The 18,497-nt window shown below is 70.0% G+C and carries 12 protein-coding genes; 10 read left to right on the top strand and 2 right to left on the bottom strand.

Features of this window, described 5'->3' with window-relative positions:
* Positions 1-119 precede the first annotated feature (119 nt).
* The 7 genes from OG947_RS00260 to OG947_RS00230 all read left to right on the top strand — a co-directional run bounded on the left by OG947_RS00260 (position 120) and on the right by OG947_RS00230 (position 9,266).
* On the top strand, positions 120-1,661 hold the full coding sequence (locus OG947_RS00260) for a DEAD/DEAH box helicase (protein WP_051613283.1): 1,542 nt from the start codon (positions 120-122) through the stop codon (positions 1,659-1,661).
* Positions 1,662-1,725: 64 nt separating this feature from the next.
* Positions 1,726-3,174 carry an NADP-dependent phosphogluconate dehydrogenase gene (gndA, locus tag OG947_RS00255; RefSeq protein WP_027505429.1) on the top strand — a complete coding sequence of 483 codons (1,449 nt, stop codon included), beginning with the start codon at positions 1,726-1,728 and terminating at the stop codon, positions 3,172-3,174.
* 8 nt (positions 3,175-3,182) lie between these two features.
* Positions 3,183-4,046: a DMT family transporter gene (locus OG947_RS00250; protein WP_328812868.1), complete on the top strand. Its 864-nt coding sequence runs from the start codon at positions 3,183-3,185 to the stop codon at positions 4,044-4,046.
* A gap of 58 nt (positions 4,047-4,104) precedes the next feature.
* Positions 4,105-5,541: a GuaB1 family IMP dehydrogenase-related protein gene (locus OG947_RS00245; RefSeq protein ID WP_222631279.1), complete on the top strand. Its 1,437-nt coding sequence runs from the start codon at positions 4,105-4,107 to the stop codon at positions 5,539-5,541.
* Between the two features lie 356 nt (positions 5,542-5,897).
* Positions 5,898-7,295 (top strand): hemolysin family protein, encoded by a 1,398-nt coding sequence (locus tag OG947_RS00240; RefSeq protein WP_056445121.1) that lies wholly within the window; start codon positions 5,898-5,900, stop codon positions 7,293-7,295.
* Positions 7,288-8,376 (top strand): hemolysin family protein, encoded by a 1,089-nt coding sequence (locus tag OG947_RS00235; RefSeq protein WP_056444450.1) that lies wholly within the window; start codon positions 7,288-7,290, stop codon positions 8,374-8,376. Before OG947_RS00240 ends, OG947_RS00235 begins: the two co-directional genes overlap by 8 nt.
* On the top strand, positions 8,373-9,266 hold the full coding sequence (locus OG947_RS00230; RefSeq protein WP_442973078.1) for a 3-methyladenine DNA glycosylase: 894 nt from the start codon (positions 8,373-8,375) through the stop codon (positions 9,264-9,266). Before OG947_RS00235 ends, OG947_RS00230 begins: the two co-directional genes overlap by 4 nt.
* A gap of 9 nt (positions 9,267-9,275) precedes the next feature.
* Here the strand turns inward: OG947_RS00230 and OG947_RS00225 are convergent, their stop codons facing one another.
* Entirely contained in the window at positions 9,276-10,151 is an 876-nt protein-coding gene (locus OG947_RS00225) for an aldo/keto reductase (protein ID WP_027505433.1), read from the bottom strand.
* Positions 10,152-10,303: 152 nt separating this feature from the next.
* Here OG947_RS00225 and OG947_RS00220 point away from each other — a divergent pair, with 152 nt between their 5' ends.
* Genes OG947_RS00220 through OG947_RS00210 form a run of 3 tightly spaced genes read left to right on the top strand, consistent with a single transcriptional unit; the run spans position 10,304 to position 15,479 of the window.
* Entirely contained in the window at positions 10,304-12,484 is a 2,181-nt protein-coding gene (locus OG947_RS00220; protein WP_328812867.1) for a malate synthase G, read from the top strand.
* Positions 12,485-12,526: 42 nt separating this feature from the next.
* Positions 12,527-14,305 carry a VWA domain-containing protein gene (locus OG947_RS00215; protein ID WP_328812866.1) on the top strand — a complete coding sequence of 593 codons (1,779 nt, stop codon included), beginning with the start codon at positions 12,527-12,529 and terminating at the stop codon, positions 14,303-14,305.
* Between the two features lie 31 nt (positions 14,306-14,336).
* Positions 14,337-15,479 (top strand): metallophosphoesterase, encoded by a 1,143-nt coding sequence (locus tag OG947_RS00210; RefSeq protein ID WP_328812865.1) that lies wholly within the window; start codon positions 14,337-14,339, stop codon positions 15,477-15,479.
* Positions 15,480-15,503: 24 nt separating this feature from the next.
* On the opposite strand, the gene gcvP is transcribed toward OG947_RS00210, so the two are convergent.
* A complete protein-coding gene (gene gcvP / locus OG947_RS00205) occupies positions 15,504-18,365 on the bottom strand; it encodes an aminomethyl-transferring glycine dehydrogenase (RefSeq protein WP_328812864.1) in 2,862 nt (953 codons plus the stop codon).
* Positions 18,366-18,497 lie beyond the last annotated feature (132 nt).

Here is an 18,497-nt window from a genome sequence, read left to right as displayed (position 1 = left end):
GCCCGAGCTCCGCTTGCGCATCGATGACCAGGTGATGTGTGCCCTGGCTCGTCACGCTGCGCGGTGATTCATCGTTGCTGTGCACCGACGCGCCTGCAACCCCGAGAGGTACCACCGCGTTGACCAGCGCCACCCCCGTTTCTGTTTCTGCCACCAGCACTCCCGAGGCGTCCGAGACCACGTTCTCCGACCTCGGACTTCCCGCGGCCATCGTCGCGGCGCTCGCCAAGAACGGCATCACCGTTCCCTCGCCCATCCAGAAGATGGCCATCACCGACGCCCTCGCCGGCCGTAACGTTCTCGGCCGCGCACAGACCGGATCGGGCAAGACGCTCGCGTTCGGTCTGCCGATGCTCGCCCGCCTGGCGTCGACCGGTACCAAGCCCGCCGCGAAGCGTCCCCGCGCACTGGTGCTGGTCCCCACCCGCGAGCTCGCCTTCCAGGTCGTCGACTCGCTGCAGTCCTACGCCACCGTCCTCGGACTGAGCGTGCGTCCGGCCGTCGGCGGCACCCCGTTCGGTCGTCAGGCCGATCAGCTCCGCCGCGGTGTCGACGTTCTCGTCGCCACCCCCGGACGCCTCGGCGATCACCTGCGTCAGGGCACCTGCGTCCTCGAGGCAGTGGAGATCACCGCACTCGACGAGGCCGACCAGATGGCCGACATGGGCTTCCTGCCCGAGGTGCGCGACATCCTCGGACAGACCGCGAACGGTGGCCAGCGCATGCTGTTCTCCGCCACGCTGGATCGCGAGGTCCAGTCGTTGGTCCGCCAGTTCCTGGCCGACCACGTCCAGCACTCGACCGGTGACAGCAAGGCCGCCGTCGAGTCGATGGATCACTACATCCTCAATGTCGGCCGTGGACAGAAGGACATCGTCCTGTCCGAGATCGCCGCTCGCGAGGGTGGCCGGACCATCATGTTCGCCCGCACCAAGCTCGGCTGCGACGGCATCACCGATCGCCTGCGCGCAGTCGGCATCCACGCCGAGTCGCTGCACGGCGGCAAGGCTCAGAACCAGCGCACCCGCGTGCTCGACCGCTTCAAGAGCGGCCGCACCCCCGTGCTCGTCGCCACCGACGTCGCCGCACGCGGCATCCACGTCGACGGCATCGACCTGGTCGTGCACGTCGATCCGCCCGCGGATCACAAGGACTACATGCACCGCGCCGGCCGTACGGCACGTGCCGGTGCGGCGGGCACCGTCGTCGCCATCGCGCTGCCCAACCAGCGCCGCATCATCAGCCGACTGACCGGCCAGGCCGGTGTCAAGGTCACCTCGGTGGACGTCTCCCCCGGTTCGGTGGAGCTCGGTTCCATCACCGGAGCCAAGGCTCCGTCCGGCGAGCCGGTGCGTGAGGCACCGCGTCGCGAGCGCCCCAGTGGCCCCTCGCGCTTCGGCGCCTCGGGATCCCCGCGCACCGGTGGCTACCGTGGCGGCGACTCCGGCGGATACCGGGGTCGCGACGAGAACCGCACCGGTGGGTACCGCGGCGGTGAGTCCAGCGGTGGCTACAAGGGCCGCGACGAGAACCGCACCGGCGGCTACCGCGGCGGCGAGTCCACCGGTGGCTACAAGGGCCGCGACGAGAACCGCACGGGCGCAACGGCTTCGCGCACCGGCGGGTTCCGCAGCCGTGCTGCGGGCACCGCGCGCGACTGACAGCTCTCCCGTCCTTGTCCGGCCCCGACTTTCGCGTCGGGGCCGGGCAGGGAAAGCTGGGGGAATGACTTCCTCGGATTCTTCACCTCTCGCCCAGATCGGTGTCACCGGCCTCGCTGTCATGGGGTCCAACCTGGCGCGGAACTTCGCCCGCCACGGACACGTGGTCGCGGTGCACAACCGGAGTTACTCCAAGACACAGACTCTGCTCGACGCGCACGGCAGTGACGGCACCTTCGTCGCGTCCGAGAGCATCGAGGACTTCGTGGCCAGCCTCGAGAAGCCACGCAAGGTCGTCATCATGGTCAAGGCCGGCGATCCCACGGACGCGGTCATCGAGGAACTCGCCGGCGTCATGGACGAGGGCGACATCATCATCGACGGCGGCAACGCCCTCTACACGGACACCATCCGCCGCGAGTCCTCGTTGAAGGACCGCGGCCTTCTCTTCGTCGGCGCCGGCATCTCCGGCGGCGAGGAGGGTGCACTCAACGGCCCCTCGATCATGCCCGGCGGCCCCGCGAAGTCGTACGAGTCGGTCGGGCCCCTGCTCGAGTCGATCTCGGCACACGTGGACGGCACCCCGTGCTGCACCCACATCGGCCCCGACGGGTCCGGGCACTTCGTGAAGATGGTGCACAACGGCATCGAGTACGCCGACATGCAGCTCATCGGTGAGGCCTACAACCTGCTACGCGACGCGCTGGGCATGGATCCGGACGCGGTCGCAGACGTCTTCCGCCAGTGGAACGAGGGCGACCTCGAGAGCTACCTCGTCGAGATCACCGCGCAGGTGCTCGCCCACAAGGACGCGAAGACCGGGAAGCCGCTGGTCGACGTCATCGTCGACGCCGCCGAGCAGAAGGGCACCGGTCGCTGGACCGTCAAGTCCGCGCTGGATCTCGGAGTCCCCGTCACCGGCATCGCCGAGGCGGTGTTCGCCCGAGCACTCTCGGGCGCGCGCGGCCAGCGCGAGGCGTCCAAGGGTCTGGCGTCGGGAACGCTCTCGGCGAAGCCCGAGGACATCGAGACCTTCACCGAGGACATCCGTTCCGCGCTGTACGCCTCCAAGGTCGTCGCCTACTCGCAGGGCTTCGATCAGATCGCCGCCGGTTCGGCCGAGTACGACTGGAATCTGCACCCCGGCGATCTCGCCACCATCTGGCGCGGAGGATGCATCATCCGGGCCCGGTTCCTGAACCGCATCAAGGACGCCTACGACGAGAACCCGGAACTGCCCGCGCTGTTGCTGGCGCCGTACTTCCGTGACGCCGTCGAGAACGCCGTCGACAGCTGGCGTCGCGTCGTGTCCACCGCGACACTCCTCGGAATCCCGGTGCCCGGCTTCGCCTCCGCCCTGTCGTACTACGACGGACTGCGCGCCGAACGTCTGCCCGCCGCGCTGACGCAGGGTCTGCGCGACTTCTTCGGAGCGCACACCTACGAGCGCATCGACGCCGACGGCAAGTTCCACACCCTGTGGAGCGAGGACCGGTCCGAGATCGAGGCCTGACCTCCGCCGTGAGTTCGTCCGTGCTCGCGGTCGGGCTCTCGCTCGTCGCGGCATTTCTCTTCGCCTGCGCCGCCGTCGCTCAGCAGACGGCGGCGTCGGCGGTCGCGGACGGGGACTCGTTGATCTCGGGTCTCGTGCGCAGCCCGCGGTGGTGGGCCGGGGTGGTCGGCGACCTGGGCGGCTACCTGGTGCAGGTGGCCGCCCTGGCCGTCGGGTCGGTGTCCGTGGTGCAGCCGTTGCTCGTCAGCATGCTGCTGTTCGCGCTTCCCCTCGCCGCGAAGTACTCCGGTCTGCGGATGCGGCGCGCCACCTGGATCTCGGCCGTGGGTCTCACGGTCGCGTTGGTGGCGTTCGTCGCGGTCGGCGACCCCACCGAGGGCACCGCCGACGCGCCGCTGTCGGTGTGGGCACCGCCGTTGGCCGCCGTGGTGGCGGTGGCGCTGGTCGGCGCCGTCGCCGGTGTGCTCACGCGCGAGCCCGGTCGTGCGGCGCTGCTGCTCGGAATCGGCGGTGGGCTGCTGTTCGGTGTCGCCGTCGCGTTCACCAAGTACGTCACCGACCTGGTGGAGTCCGATCTGCTCGGCGCCCTCACGGCGTGGCAGACGTACGCGTTGATCGCCGCGGGAGTCTCGGGCTTCTACCTGCAGCAGCGTGCGTTCCAGGCCGGTCCGCTCGCGGCGTCGCTGCCGGCGGTGACCGTGTGCGAGCCGCTGGCGGCGGTGTTCCTCGGCATCGTGGTGCTCGACGAACGGCTCCGCCTCGACGGACTGCGCGGCGTGGTCGTCGCCTCCGCCGTGATCGTCATGATCGTGACCACCGTGGTTCTCTCGCGGGAGCAGGGGCGTGCGGACGACGCCGTCCCGGTTGTCTGACCCACCCTCGACGTCGCCGCCGCAAGATATATCCGTCGGTCGCGTAAGCTGGCGTCCCGTGCATTTCCTTCGCGACCAGCGCCCGCCCTACGACCTGACGTACGACGACGTGTTCCTCGTCCCGAACCACACGACGGTCACGTCCCGTTTCGACGTCGATCTGGCGAGTGTCGACGGCTCCGGGACCACCATTCCCATCGTCGTCGCCAACATGACCGCCGTGGCCGGCCGCCGGATGGCGGAGACGGTCGCGCGACGCGGCGGCATCGTCGTCATCCCGCAGGACCTGCCGACCGCGGCCGTCGCCGAGACGGTCTCCTTCGTCAAGAGCCGGAACCTGGTGGCGGACACCCCGGTCGTGTTGACGGCGGAGGACTCGGTCTCCGACGCTCTCGCCCTCATGCCCAAGCGTGCCCACGGCGTCGTCGTGGTCGTGGACGGTGACACGGCAGTGGGCATCGTCTCCGAGGCGGCGTGCACGGACGTCGATCGCTTCGCGCGCCTCTCGACGGTGATGGACAAGGACTTCGTGACGGCCTCCGTGGACACGAGTCCCCGCGAGATCTTCGAGCAGCTCGAGGCCCGGCACGAGAACCTCGCCGTGCTGACCGGACCGGACGGCGCACTCGCGGGAGTGCTCACCCGCACCGGTGCGCTGCGCGCCGGCATCTACCGGCCCGCCACCGACGCCGACGGACGCCTGCGCATCGCCGCCGCCGTCGGCATCAATGGTGACGTGGGCGCGAAGGCCGCCGCCCTGGTCGAGGCCGGGGCCGACGTCCTGGTGCTCGACACCGCCCACGGCCACCAGCAGAAGATGCTCGATGCGCTGGCCGTCGTCGCGGCGCTCGATCTGGGCGTGCCCCTGGTCGCCGGCAACGTCGTGTCCGCAGCGGGTACCCGTGACCTGATCGAGGCCGGCGCGGACATCGTCAAGGTCGGTGTGGGCCCCGGCGCCATGTGCACCACCCGCATGATGACCGGCGTGGGCCGCCCGCAGTTCTCGGCCGTCGAGGAGTGCGCCGCCGCGGCGCGCGAGCTGGGCAAGCACGTGTGGGCCGACGGCGGGGTCCGACATCCCCGCGATGTCGCGCTCGCCGTCGCTGCGGGTGCCTCCAACGTCATGATCGGGTCCTGGTTCGCCGGCACCCACGAGTCGCCCGGAGATCTCCGCGTCGACGCCGCCGGGGTGGCCTACAAGGAAAGCTTCGGCATGGCGTCGAAGCGAGCCGTGGCCGCACGCACCGCGGCGGACAGCGCGTTCGACCAGGCGCGTAAGGGCCTGTTCGAGGAAGGCATCTCCAGCTCGCGGATGCGCCTCGATCCGGAGCGGCCCGGTGTCGAGGACCTCATCGATCACATCTGCGCGGGTGTGCGCAGCACCTGCACATACGCCGGTGCGCGCTCGCTCGAGGAGCTGCATCGGGATGCCGTGCTCGGCATCCAGTCTGCGGCGGGCTTCGCCGAGGGGCGGCCGCTCCCGTCCGGCTGGTGATCTCGGCCGCACTCGTGCTCACGCCGCCGACTCGGTGATTCCGGGTCGGCGACGATACGATGTGTGCGATAGCGGCGCCCCCGAGTGGGTACTGCTGTGACACGCGCCGATTCTGCGGCGCAGGCGTCGCCTCCACGCGAACGCCACACGACAGGAAGGACACCGGTGCCCGAGGCACCCACGACGACGCCGACCCCCGGGTCCGGCACTCCGTCCCCGGACCGACCGTCCCGAGACCGCCCCTCCCCCGACGGGGAGTCGTCCGGCGGTCCCTCTCCGGAGGGCTCCTCTAGGTCGCCGGGCTCACCCGGCGCTTCCCCGACGACCACCTCGAGTCGCAGCGAGGTGTGTCCATCGTGACCGTTCTCGTTCCGATCCTGTCCCTCGTGGGCTTCGTCGCGCTGACGGCGGGAACGGCGATCTTCGTCGCCGCGGAGTTCTCCCTCACCGCACTCGAACGCAGCACCGTCGACGCGGCGGCCCGCGACGGTGACATGCGCTCCCGCCAGGTCCAGCACGCGCACAGGACGCTGTCGTTCCAGCTCTCCGGTGCGCAGCTCGGCATCACCATCACCACGCTGATCACCGGCTACATCGCCGAGCCGGTGCTGGCGCGGTTCATCACCCCCGCCGCCACGGCGCTCGGTGCGTCCGACTCGCTCGCCGGCGCCGTGTCACTGGTGCTGGCGCTCGTCATCGCCACCTCGGCGTCGATGGTGTTCGGCGAGCTGGTGCCCAAGAACATGGCCATCTCCAATCCGATGAAGGTGGCGCGGGCGACGGCCGGCCTGCAGGCAGGGTTCTCCCTCGTCTTCCGCTGGGCCATCAACGGTCTCAACGGTTCCGCGAACTGGGTGGTCCGCCGCCTCGGCGTCGAGCCCGCGGAGGAACTGCGTTCGGCGCGTTCGCCCCAGGAACTCGGGTCGCTGGTGCGCTCCTCCGCGGAACACGGCTCCATCGACCAGCGCACCGCTCTCCTCGTCGACCGCTCGCTGCAGTTCGGCGAGCGCACGGCGGAGGAGTTGATGACCCCCCGCGTGAAGATCGAGACCCTCGCCGCGGACGACACGGTCGCCGACCTCATCGACACCGCGGCCCGCACCGGGTTCTCCCGGTTCCCCGTCGTCAACGGCGACCTCGACGACACCGTGGGCGTCGTCCACATCAAGCACGCGTTCACCGTGCCCGCCGAGCGCCGCGCCGGAACGACGGTCAGCTCCCTCGCGCAGCGTGTTCCCAACGTCCCCTCGAGCCTGGACGGCGACACCGTCATGGAACGGGTGCGCGCCGACGGCATGCAGGTCGCCATCGTGGTCGACGAGTACGGCGGCACCGCGGGCATCGTCACCATGGAGGACCTCATCGAGGAGATCGTCGGCGACGTCCGCGACGAGCACGACACCCGCGAGGTCGACGTCCAACGCGTCGCCGACGGGTGGCTCTGCTCCGGACTCCTGCGCATCGACGAGGTCACCGAGTTCACCGGGTACGCGGCACCCGAGGGCGAGTACGACACCCTCGGTGGCCTGGTGTTGACGCAGTTCGAACGCATCCCCGACGCCGGCGACCAGGTCATCCTGCCGCCCCCGAGCGGAGACCTCGAGTCCGACGAGGGCGGCTGGGTCGCGCGCGTGGACGCGATGGACGGGCGCCGGATCGACCGGATCCTCGTTCGCCCGGCCGCGGAGGACGAGATCACCCGGCTGCGCGCCGAGACCGTCCGCGAGCACGACCGGGAGGCCCTCGATGGGTGACCTTCTCGCCGTCGGCCTCGCGGTCGTCCTCCTGCTCCTCAACGCCTTCTTCGTCGGTGCGGAGTTCTCTCTGATCTCGGCACGCCGCGACCGCCTCGAGAGTCTGGTGGTGCAGGGCAAGAAACGGGCTCAGACGGTCATCGAGGCCGGTCAGAACCTGTCGATGATGCTCGCGGCCGCGCAGCTCGGCATCACCATCTGCTCGATCCTGCTCGGGCGCGTGGCGGAACCCGCCGTGGCCCACCTGATCGAGCGTCCGTTCGAGCTGCTCGGCGTACCCGACTCCCTGCTGCACCCCATCGGGTTCGCCCTCGCCCTGGGCATCGTGGTGATCCTGCACATCCTCATCGGCGAGATGGTGCCGAAGAACATCGCGATCGCCGGACCGGAAGCGACGGCGATGTTGCTGGTGCCCGTTCATCTGTGGTGGTTGCGCGTCGCGAAGCCGCTGATCTCGTTCTACAACCTGTGCGCCAACGGCACACTGCGGTTGTTGCGCGTCGAGCCGAAGGACGAGCTGGACTCGTCGGTGTCGGCGGACCAGCTCTCCGACATGATCGGCGAGTCCCGCTCGGAGGGACTCATCGACGAGGAGGAGCACCGCCGGCTGACGCAGGCTCTCGAGACGTCGGGTCGCACCGTGCGGGAGGTCCTCATCCCGCTGGACAAGGCCCGCACGGTGGTCTGCGGACCCAAGGGACCCACGCTGGGTGCGATCGAGGAGGCGGTCCGCGAGACCGGTTTCTCGCGGTACCCGGTCCGCGACGAGACCGACGGCATGATCGGGTATCTCCACATCAAGGACGTCCTCGATCTGATGGCGGACCCGCTGGCCGACTCGGGGACGATCATCCCGCGCTCGGACGTCCGCCTTCTGCCGATCATCGACGCGCGCACCCCTCTCGACGAGGCGTTGGCCGGTCTCCGCCGCCGACGCAGTCACCTCGGCGCCGTGGTGGAGACGGGCAAGGGCACCATCGGCATCGTCGCTCTCGAGGACCTCGTCGAGGAGTTCGTCGGCACGGTGCGTGACGGCACCCACCTCGTGGAGGACGTCGTCCCCGGGCCCGACGCGACGTGACGTCCGTCGTGTCGGACACCGATCTCGTCGTTCTCGGACCGGACGCGTGGCATCCTCGGCGGCACGCTCACGGCGAGCGGGTGGACGAGATGATCGGTGCCTATCTGGAGCGGCGCGCGGTCGGCGAGCCGCATCCGGTGCTCGACTTCCTCTTCACCTACTACAGCCTCAAGCCGGGCCATCTGCGCCGGTGGCACCCCGGTCACGGCTCGGTACTGACCGGGGCGGGCATCGAGGACTACCGCGGACGCTCCGGGTACGTGGACGTCGCCGTGGGCGGGCGACCCGGCGTCACGGTGTCGTCCGAGTTCCTCGACCGGCGGTCGTCCGCGATCGAGTTCGTGAGCACCCTGATCGGCCGGACGGCCACCCGCCCCGCGCAGCTGGGCTGCTTCGGTCTGCACGAGTGGGCGATGGTCTACCGCGGCGGGGACGAGGCTCTGCGTCACGACGTGCCGCTGCGCCTCGGTCACGACGGCACCGACGCGGTGGTGGAGTCGATGCCGTTGCGCTGCACCCACTACGACGCGTTCCGTTTCTTCACCCCGGACGCGGTCCCGCGGAACGCGCTCGAGCTGACGCCGGAGCACCGGCTCCTGACGGAACAGCCGGGCTGCCTGCACGCGTCGATGGATCTGTACAAGTGGGTGGCGAAGCTCGGACCGCTGCTGCCGTCCGAACTGCTGCTCGACTGCTTCGCGCTGTCGATGACGGCGCGTGAACTGGACATGCGGGCGAGCCCGTACGATCTCACGGCGTACGGCTACTCTCCCGTGCGTGTCGAGACCCCGACCGGGCGCGCCGAGTACGTGCGCGCCCAGTCGGCGATCGCGGAACGAGGCGCCGCTCTGCGAGTCGCGATCGGCGGCCTGCTCGCCGATCTGCGCTGACGGTTCGGGTCAGACGCCCACGGCCGAGAGTTCGGCGAACTCCTCGTCGCTGAGCTCGATGCTCGCGGCGGCGACGTTGTCCTCGAGGTGGGACACCGACGACGTTCCGGGAATCGGCAGCATCACCGGGGATCGACGCAACAGCCACGCGAGGGCGAGCTGTGACGCGGAGACGCCGTGCCGCTGGGCCAGCTCCGTCAGCGGGCTGCCCTCGCCGGTGAGCTTTCCGGTGGCGAGCGGGAACCACGGAATGAAGCCGATGTTCTGCTCGGTCGACCAGTCGAGGAGCTCCTCGGAGGAGCGGTCCGTGAGGTTGAAGAGGTTCTGGACGGACACGATCGGAGCGATCCTCTGTGCTTGTGTCACCTCCTCGACGGACACCTGGCTGAGGCCGATGTGCCGGATCTTGCCCTCGTCCTGCAGCGCCTTCAGTTCGCCGACCTGATCTTCGAGCGCGACGTCCGGGTCGATGCGGTGCAGCTGGAACAGGTCGATGCGGTCCACACCGAGACGGCGCAGCGACAACTCGGCTTGCTGGCGGAGGTATGCGGGACGACCGACCGGGGTCCACTGCCCGGGGCCTTGCCGGGTGAGCCCGGCCTTGGTCGCGATCACGATGTCGTCGGCGTAGGGACGCAGCGCCTCGGCGAGCAGGTCCTCGGCCACCTCCGGGCCGTAGCTGTCTGCGGTGTCGAAGAAGGTCACGCCCAGCTCCACCGATCGCCGCAGCACGCGGATCGCCTCGTCGCGGTCACGCGGCGGCCCCCAGACGCCTTCTCCGGGCAGCTGCATGGTGCCGTAACCGAGCCGGGTGATCTCGAGGTCTCCACCGAGCAGGAAGGTGCCGCTCGCGTCGGCGGGGCGGGAAGTCGTCGATGTCGTCATGGCGAGTACGACGCCGTGGGGGTCGCAGGTATTCCTGCTCGTGATTGTCCCGCGCGCCACCACCGGTGGGCTCCGCACTACCACTGGGTAACATCGGGGCGATCCAGCGCGGCACGACGCCGCGACAGGCGAGAGTCAAGTGAGGGGCTGTGATGACGGAACGCGTCAAGGTCGGCGATCTGCAGGTGGCGGCAGTGCTGCACGAGTTCGTGGAGAAGCAGGCTCTGCCCGGCACGGGTGTGGATCAGGATGCGTTCTGGGCGGGTGTGCAGTCCCTCCTCGAGGATCTCGCGCCCCGTAACCGGGCGCTCCTCGAGGCCCGCGACGAGATCCAGGGCAAGCTCGACGCCTGGCACTCCGAGCACCCCGGAGCCGGCTACGACCGCGCGCAGTACAAGGCGTTCCTGAAGGAGATCGGGTACCTGCAGGACGAGCCTGCCGCGTTCGCGATCACGACCGAGGGCGTCGACACCGAGATCACCACGACGGCCGGCCCGCAGCTGGTCGTCCCCGTCCTCAACGCACGCTTCGCCATCAACGCCTCCAACGCCCGGTGGGGCTCGCTGTACGACGCGCTCTACGGCACCGACGCCATCTCCGAGGACGGCGGCGCGGAGAAGGGCACCAGCTACAACAAGGTGCGCGGCGACAAGGTCATCGCGTGGGCTCGCACGTTCCTCGACGACGCGGTGCCGCTGACGTCCGGCTCGCACGCGGACGCCACGTCGTACGTCGTCGACGGGTCCGCCCTGGCGGTCACCCTGTCCTCCGGCGACACCGTCGGTCTCGCGTCACCGGACTCGCTGCTCGGCTACACGGGTGAGCCGTCCGCACCGACCGGAATCCTGTTCGTCCACAACGGCTTGCACTTCGAACTGCAGATCGACGCCGAGAGTCCCATCGGCAGCACCGACGCCGCGGGCGTGAAGGACGTGCTGCTCGAGTCCGCGGTCACCGCGATCATGGACTTCGAGGACTCCGTCGCCGCCGTGGACGCCGACGACAAGGTGCTCGGCTACCACAACTGGCTCGGTCTGATGCGCGGCGATCTCGCCGAGGAGGTGTCGAAGAACGGGAAGACTTTCACCCGCACCATGAACCCGGATCGCGTCTACACCGCTCTGGACGGCTCCGAACTCGTGCTGCACGGCCGGTCGCTTCTGTTCGTCCGCAACGTCGGGCACCTGATGACCACCGATGCGATCCTCGACAAGGACGGCAACGAGATCCCCGAAGGCATTCTCGATGCCGTCATGACGTCCCTGACGGGCAAGCACAGCCTGCGAGACGACGTCGCGCTGAGCAACAGCCGCACCGGCTCGCTCTACATCGTGAAGCCCAAGATGCACGGTCCCGACGAGGTCGCCTTCACGAACGAGCTGTTCGCGCGGGTCGAGGACGTCGTGGGCCTCCCCCGCAACACCCTCAAGGTCGGCATCATGGACGAGGAGCGTCGCACGACGGTCAACCTCGCGGCCTGCATCCTCGCGGCGAAGGAACGCGTCGTGTTCATCAACACCGGCTTCCTCGACCGGACCGGCGACGAGATCCACACCTCCATGGAGGCCGGAGCCGTCGTGCGCAAGGCCGAGATGAAGAAGCAGAAGTGGATCGCCGCCTACGAGGACTGGAACGTCGACACCGGTCTCGCGGCGGGCCTCGAGGGCAAGGCGCAGATCGGCAAGGGAATGTGGGCGATGCCCGATCTCATGCACGACATGCTCGAGCAGAAGATCGGTCACCCGCGCGCGGGTGCGAACACCGCGTGGGTCCCGTCGCCCACCGCGGCCACGCTGCACGCCACCCATTACCACCAGGTCGACGTCTTCGCCCGCCAGGAGGAGATCGCGAAGGCTCGCCGCGCCACGGTCGACGACATCCTCGAGATCCCACTGGCCGCCGACACCTCCTGGAGCGACGAGGACAAGCAGCGTGAGCTCGACAACAACTGCCAGTCGATCCTGGGATACGTCGTCCGGTGGATCGACCACGGCGTCGGCTGCTCCAAGGTTCCGGACATCGAGGACGTCGCGCTCATGGAGGACCGTGCGACGCTGCGCATCTCGAGCCAGTTGCTGGCCAACTGGGTCCGTCACGGCATCGTGACCGAGCAGGACGTCGTCGCCTCGCTGACGCGCATGGCGCCGGTGGTCGATCGGCAGAACGCCGGCGACCCGACCTACCGACCGCTCGCCGAGAACTCGGATTCCAACATCGCCTTCAACGCCGCCAAGGACCTCATCCTCGAGGGAACCCGGCAGCCGAACGGGTACACGGAGCCGATCCTCCACGCGCGCCGTCGCGAGTACAAGGCAGCGAACCAGGCATCCTGACGGGGAGGCCGGGAGCAGCACGAGAGAGGACGGGTCCCGAGGGTGGGAGAGCATCGTCGCACCGCGTCCACGTCGGGTGGTCGTCGCGGTGTGAGCCGCGGACCCGTCGTGGTCGTCGTCGTTCTCGTGCTGCTCGTCGCGGCCGTCCTGGGCTGGTTCGCCCTGCGCGATCGCATCACCGACGAGGGTGAGCAGGCCGCGAAGGCCTGTGTGGAGGGTGACGCCGTGCTGGCCGTCACGGCCGATCCCGACATCGCCGACGCCGTGCGTACGGTCGCCGCGGCGTGGGACGCCACGGCGCCGGTGGTGCGCGATCACTGCGTCACCACGACGGTGACCGAGACGGCGTCGGACGTCGCGGCAGCGGCCCTCGCGGCCGATCCGTCCGACGCGGCGGCCGGTCCTCGTCCGTCGCTGTGGATCCCGGCGACTTCGGCGGATGCGGCGCCGCTGATCGACGCGCGGCGGGTCGACAGCACCCCCCGGTCTCTCGCCACCAGTCCCGTCGTCCTCGGCGTCGCGCCGACGCTCGCCGACACCCTGGGAGCGGCGGCCGTGGGGTGGGCCGACCTGCCTCGTCTCGCCGCCACCCCCGGGTCGCTCGACGCCATCGGCGCCGTGGGCTGGGGATCCCTGCGACCGGCACTGCCGGCGGGGTCGACCACCACCGCGGCTCTGGTGTCGGTGGCTGCGGCGGTCGTCGATCCCACCGCCTCCACCGCGTCGCTGACCGCCGATCAGGCTGCGTCCGCGCCCGTCGTGTCGGCGGTCTCCGCGCTCTCCCGCGCGGCGACGGACGCGTCTCCCACACCGCCCGCCGATGCTGCGGCCGCTCTCGATGCGATGGTGCAGGGCGGCGACCCCGCGGCCGCCCCGGTCCACGCCGTCCCGGTCACCGAACAGCAGTTGTACAACCGGATCACGGAGGGCCAGCAGCTGGCCGCCTTCCGCCCGGCCGGTTCGACGCCGAGTGCCGACCATCCTGCAGTGGTGCTCTCGGACGGTGATGCGACCGGACGCGCGGCTGCGGCCGCGTTCGCGGAGTTCGCCCGCGGAGCCGATCAGCAGCAGGCGTTCCTGCGACAGGGATTCCGCGTTCCCACCGCCGACGGAGCCACCGAGGCGACACCTCCGTCGGTGGCGGGACTGACGTTCCCGGCGATCGGTCAGCCCGCCGCATCGCCCGAGCCGGCGGCGCGCACGGCGGTGCTCGACACCCTCGCGTCACCCACCCGCCCGTCGAGCACCACCGTCCTGCTCGACGTGTCGGGATCGATGGAGTCGATCGACGGGTCCGCCACGCGCCTGACCAACGTGACGTCCGCCCTACGTCAGGTGATCGGCGCGGTTCCCGACACCAGCCGGATCGGCCTGTGGACGTACAGCCGGGCACTGGACGGATCACGGCCGTACCGGGTGGAGGTACCGCTCACGGAGGCGAACTCCGAGTCTCGCGCCGCACTGGACAGCTCTTTCGCCGGTCTGTCTCCCGCCACCGCCACCTCGACCTACGCCTCCGTGCAGGCGGCCTACGAATCGGCGGTGCAGAACTGGTCGGGCGACGGGACCAACTCGGTTCTTCTCGTCACCGACGGCCCGAACGACGACACCTCGATCTCCGCCGCGTCCTTCCTCCAGTCGATCGCGGCCGCGTCGGACCCTGCTCGTCCGGTCCGCATCGACGTGGTGTCGCTGACCCAGAACTCGGACATCGCGACGCTGCGCAGCCTCGCGGGCCAGACCGGAGGCGACCTCGTCGAGGTGTCCTCCTCCGACCCCACACTCACCGCCACGCTCGACCGATTGTCCTCCGACCGGTGACGATCTCCACCGAATGCCGAAGGGCTTCCCCGTGATTCGCATGCTGACGTTCGCCGTGCTCCTGGCGATCGTGACGTTCGTCCTGCACCGCCGTCTGGTGGTGGCCACCGGACTCACCGGCGCCGCGCGCCTCGCCGCAGATGCCGTTCTCGTGGCGTTCTGGGCCGCCGCGGTGGTCGGGATCGGCAGCGGTGAGGTACTGGATCCCTCGTGGGCCCGCTACGTCGCGTACCCGGGTCTGACCTGGCTCGCCGCACTCCTGTACCTCTGCCTCGGTTCCCTGCTGATCGCCGTGGGCGCCCTGGTGGTGCGGATCGGAGCGCGTGTCGCCCACCGCGACGGGGTGTCCGCACGGCGCACCTTCGTGCGTCCCGCCACCGCCGTTCTCGTCCTCGGCACCGTGGTGGCCGTCGCGTACGGAGTCGACGCGGCCGCCACCCCGAAGGTGACCCGGACGACAGTCGAACTCGCAGCACTGCCCGCGTCGTTCGACGGTGTGCGGGTGGGACTGGTGTCCGACCTGCACGTCGGCCCGGCGCGCGGCGAGGCGTTCGTGCAGGGGGTCGTCGACACCCTCATGGCCGAGAAGCCGGATCTCGTCATCATCGCCGGGGACCTCGTCGACGGAACCGTCGACCTCGTGGGCCCGGCACTGGCTCCGCTGAGCGAACTGTCGGCGCCGCTGGGTGTCGTGGTCACCAGCGGCAACCACGAGTTCTACGCGGGCGACGGCGGCGCGTGGCTCGACCTGTACGACTCGCTGGGACTGCGGGTCCTGCGCAACGAGACGGTCCCGCTCACCCGCGGCGTCGACACGATCGATCTGGTCGGCATCGAGGACCTCACGGCGCCGGAACCGTACGAGCCGGATCTGGCGGCAGCCCTCGAGGGCACCGACCCGGCCCGTTTCCAGCTGCTCTCGGCGCACCAGCCCAAGCAGGCGACGCAGGCGTCCGATCTCGGTGTGGACATGCAGGTCTCCGGCCACACTCACGGCGGACAGATCTGGCCGATCGTGTATCTCGTACCGCTGCAACAGCCCTCGGTCCAGGGCCTCGACACCATCGGCGACACCACGCTGTACACCACCCGCGGCGCCGGCGCCTGGGGTCCCCCGGTACGCATCGGCGCGCCGCCCGAGATCTCTCTGCTGGAGCTCCGGACGGCGCGCTGATCACATCGCGTCAGTGTCAGTAGGTCAGGCGAAGGCCTCGATCGGCGGGCAGGAGCACACGAGGTTGCGATCGCCGTGTGCGCCGTCGATCCGCCGCACCGACGGCCACACCTTGGCGCGCGAGGTGCCGGCCGGGTAGACGGCCTCCTCGCGCGAGTACGGGTGCGTCCAGTCCGTGACGAGGCAGTGCGCCGTGTGCGGCGCGCCCCGGAGCGGGTTGTCGTCCACGGTCCACTCCCCCGACGCCACTCGTTCGATCTCCGCGCGGATGGCGATCATGGCGTCGACGAAGGCGTCGATCTCGTCGAGATTCTCGCTCTCGGTCGGCTCGATCATGAGGGTGCCCGACACCGGGAAGCTCATCGTCGGTGCGTGGAAACCGTAGTCCGCCAACCGCTTCGCGACATCGTCGACCGTCACCCCGGTCCGCTTGGTGATGGGCCGCAGATCGAGGATGCACTCGTGCGCGACCATCGAGCGATCGCCGGTGTAGAGCACCGGGAAGTACTCGTCGAGTCGGCGGGCGATGTAGTTCGCCGACGCGATCGCGGTGAGGGTCGCGCGCCGTAGACCGGCGGCGCCCATCATGCGGATGTAGGCCCACGTGATCGGCAGGATCGACGCCGAACCGTACGGTGCGGCCGAGATCGCACCGGTCTCACCGAGACCCTCCACGAACGGGTGTCCGGGCAGGAACTGCGCGAGGTGGGAGCGGACGCCGATCGGACCGACGCCGGGGCCGCCGCCGCCGTGCGGGATGCAGAACGTCTTGTGCAGGTTCAGGTGGCTGACGTCGCCGCCGAAGCGACCGGGGCGCGCCACGCCGACCAGAGCGTTGAGGTTCGCGCCGTCGACGTACACCTGGCCACCCGCGTCGTGCACCGCGGCGCAGATGTCGCCGATCTCGTGTTCGTAGACGCCGTGCGTCGAGGGGTAGGTGATCATGATGGCGGCCAGCGACTCGGCGTGCTCGGCCACCTTGGCGCGCAGGTCGTCGACGTCCACGTCACCGTTGGTGCGGCACGCCACCACCACGACCTTCATCCCGGCCATCACTGCGGACGCCGCGTTGGTGCCGTGGGCGCTGGACGGGATGAGGCAGATGGTGCGTGCGTCGTCCCCGCGGCTGCGGTGATAGTTGCGGATCGCCAGCAGGCCTGCGTACTCGCCCTGGCTGCCCGCGTTCGGCTGCAGGGACACCGCGTCGTAGCCGGTGACCGCGACGAGCCACTCCTCGAGGTCGCTGATGATGCGCGCCATGCCGGGAGCATCGTCTGCGGGTGCGAAGGGGTGCAGGGCGTTGAAGCCCGGCCACGTGATGGGCTCCATCTCCGCGGTGGCGTTGAGCTTCATGGTGCACGAGCCCAACGGGATCATGCTGCGGTCGAGGGCGATGTCCTTGTCGGACAGCGCGCGGAGGTACCGGAGCATGGCGGTCTCGGTGCGGTACCGCGTGAACGCCGGGTGCGTCAGGAACTCCGACGTACGGGAGAGGGCGTCGGGAACGGCGATCGGCGCGGAGTCGGAGACCGGCTCGACACCGAAGGCCTGCAGCACGGCCTCCACATGAGCGTCGATCGTGGCCTCGTCGCAGGAGATGCCGACGTGGTCGTCGTCGACGAGGCGGAGGTTGATCGCGGCGGTCGTCTTCGCGGCGGCGACCACCTCGGCCGCGCGGCCGGGTACGCGGGCGAGGACGGTGTCGAAGTAGTTCTCGTGCACCACGGTGACGCCACCGGCGCGCAGCGCGGCACCCAGCGAGGCCGCGTGGCCGGCGACGCGCCGCGCGATGGCGGTGAGCCCGTCGGCACCGTGGTAGCTCGCGTACATCGCGGCGACGACGGCGAGGAGCACCTGCGCGGTGCAGATGTTGGACGTCGCCTTCTCGCGGCGGATGTGCTGCTCACGTGTCTGCAGAGCCAGGCGGTAGGCGGGCGATCCGTCGGCGTCGACGGAGACGCCGACGAGTCGGCCCGGCAACTGACGAGCGTGGGAGGTGCGCACGGCCAGGTATCCCGCATGGGGTCCACCGAAGCCCATCGGGACGCCGAACCGCTGCGACGTGCCGAAGCACGCGTCGGCCCCCTGCTCGCCGGGCGAGGTGACGAGAGTGGCGGCGAGGAGGTCCGCGCCGACGGCCACGAGGGCGCCCCGATCGTGCGCCTCGGCGATCACCGACGTGAGGTCGACGATGCGGCCCGATGCTCCCGGCGTCTGCGACACGACACCGAAGAACTCGCCCTCGGGCAGGCCCGCCGCGAGGTCTGCGTCGACGAGCTCGATGCCGAGCGGCTCCGCGCGCGTCGCGATGACGGCGCGGGTCTGCGGGAACAGGTCGGTGTCGAGGACCAGGCGGGCCGACTTCGACTTGCCGGCTCGGCGCAGCAGCGTCATGGCCTCCGCCGCGGCGGTGCCCTCGTCGAGCATCGAGGAGTTGGCGATGTCCATACCCGTCAGGTCGGACACCATGGTCTGGAAGTTGAGCAGTGCCTCGAGTCGGCCCTGGCTGATCTCGGGCTGGTACGGCGTGTACGCGGTGTACCAGGCCGGGTTCTCGAGGATGTTGCGCACCAGGACGGGCGGGGTGAGCGTGGCGCTGTAACCCTGGCCGATCATGGACGTCGCGACGGTGTTGCTCGCGGCCAGCGCGGCCAGTTCGGCGAGTGCCTCGTGCTCGGAGACCGGCGCGGGCAGCGCGTCCAGACCGTCCGCGATGCCGTCGACGGCCGCGTCGAGGATGTCGGCGGGAACCGCGGCGGCAGCGAGATCGTCCAGGCTCGCCACACCGATGACGTCGAGGAGTCGCGCGGTCTGCTCCGCGTCGGGCCCGATGTGGCGGTCGACGAAGGTACGGAGTCCGGAGGTCGAGCGGGGTTCGGCGGTCACGTGATCTCCCGTGGTGGTGGCGAGGTGCACGCCCCACACGCAGGGAGGGACGCCCCTCTCCCTCTGTCGTGATGCCCGAGACCACCGGGCGCCTGAGAGATTCGGCCGCCGCGTGCGGCGCCTTTCCCCGTG

This window comes from Rhodococcus sp. NBC_00297 (assembly GCF_036173065.1).
Taxonomy (GTDB): domain Bacteria; phylum Actinomycetota; class Actinomycetes; order Mycobacteriales; family Mycobacteriaceae; genus Rhodococcoides.
Note: the sequence above shows the minus strand (reverse complement) of the source record. Positions and strands in the feature narration are given on the sequence as shown.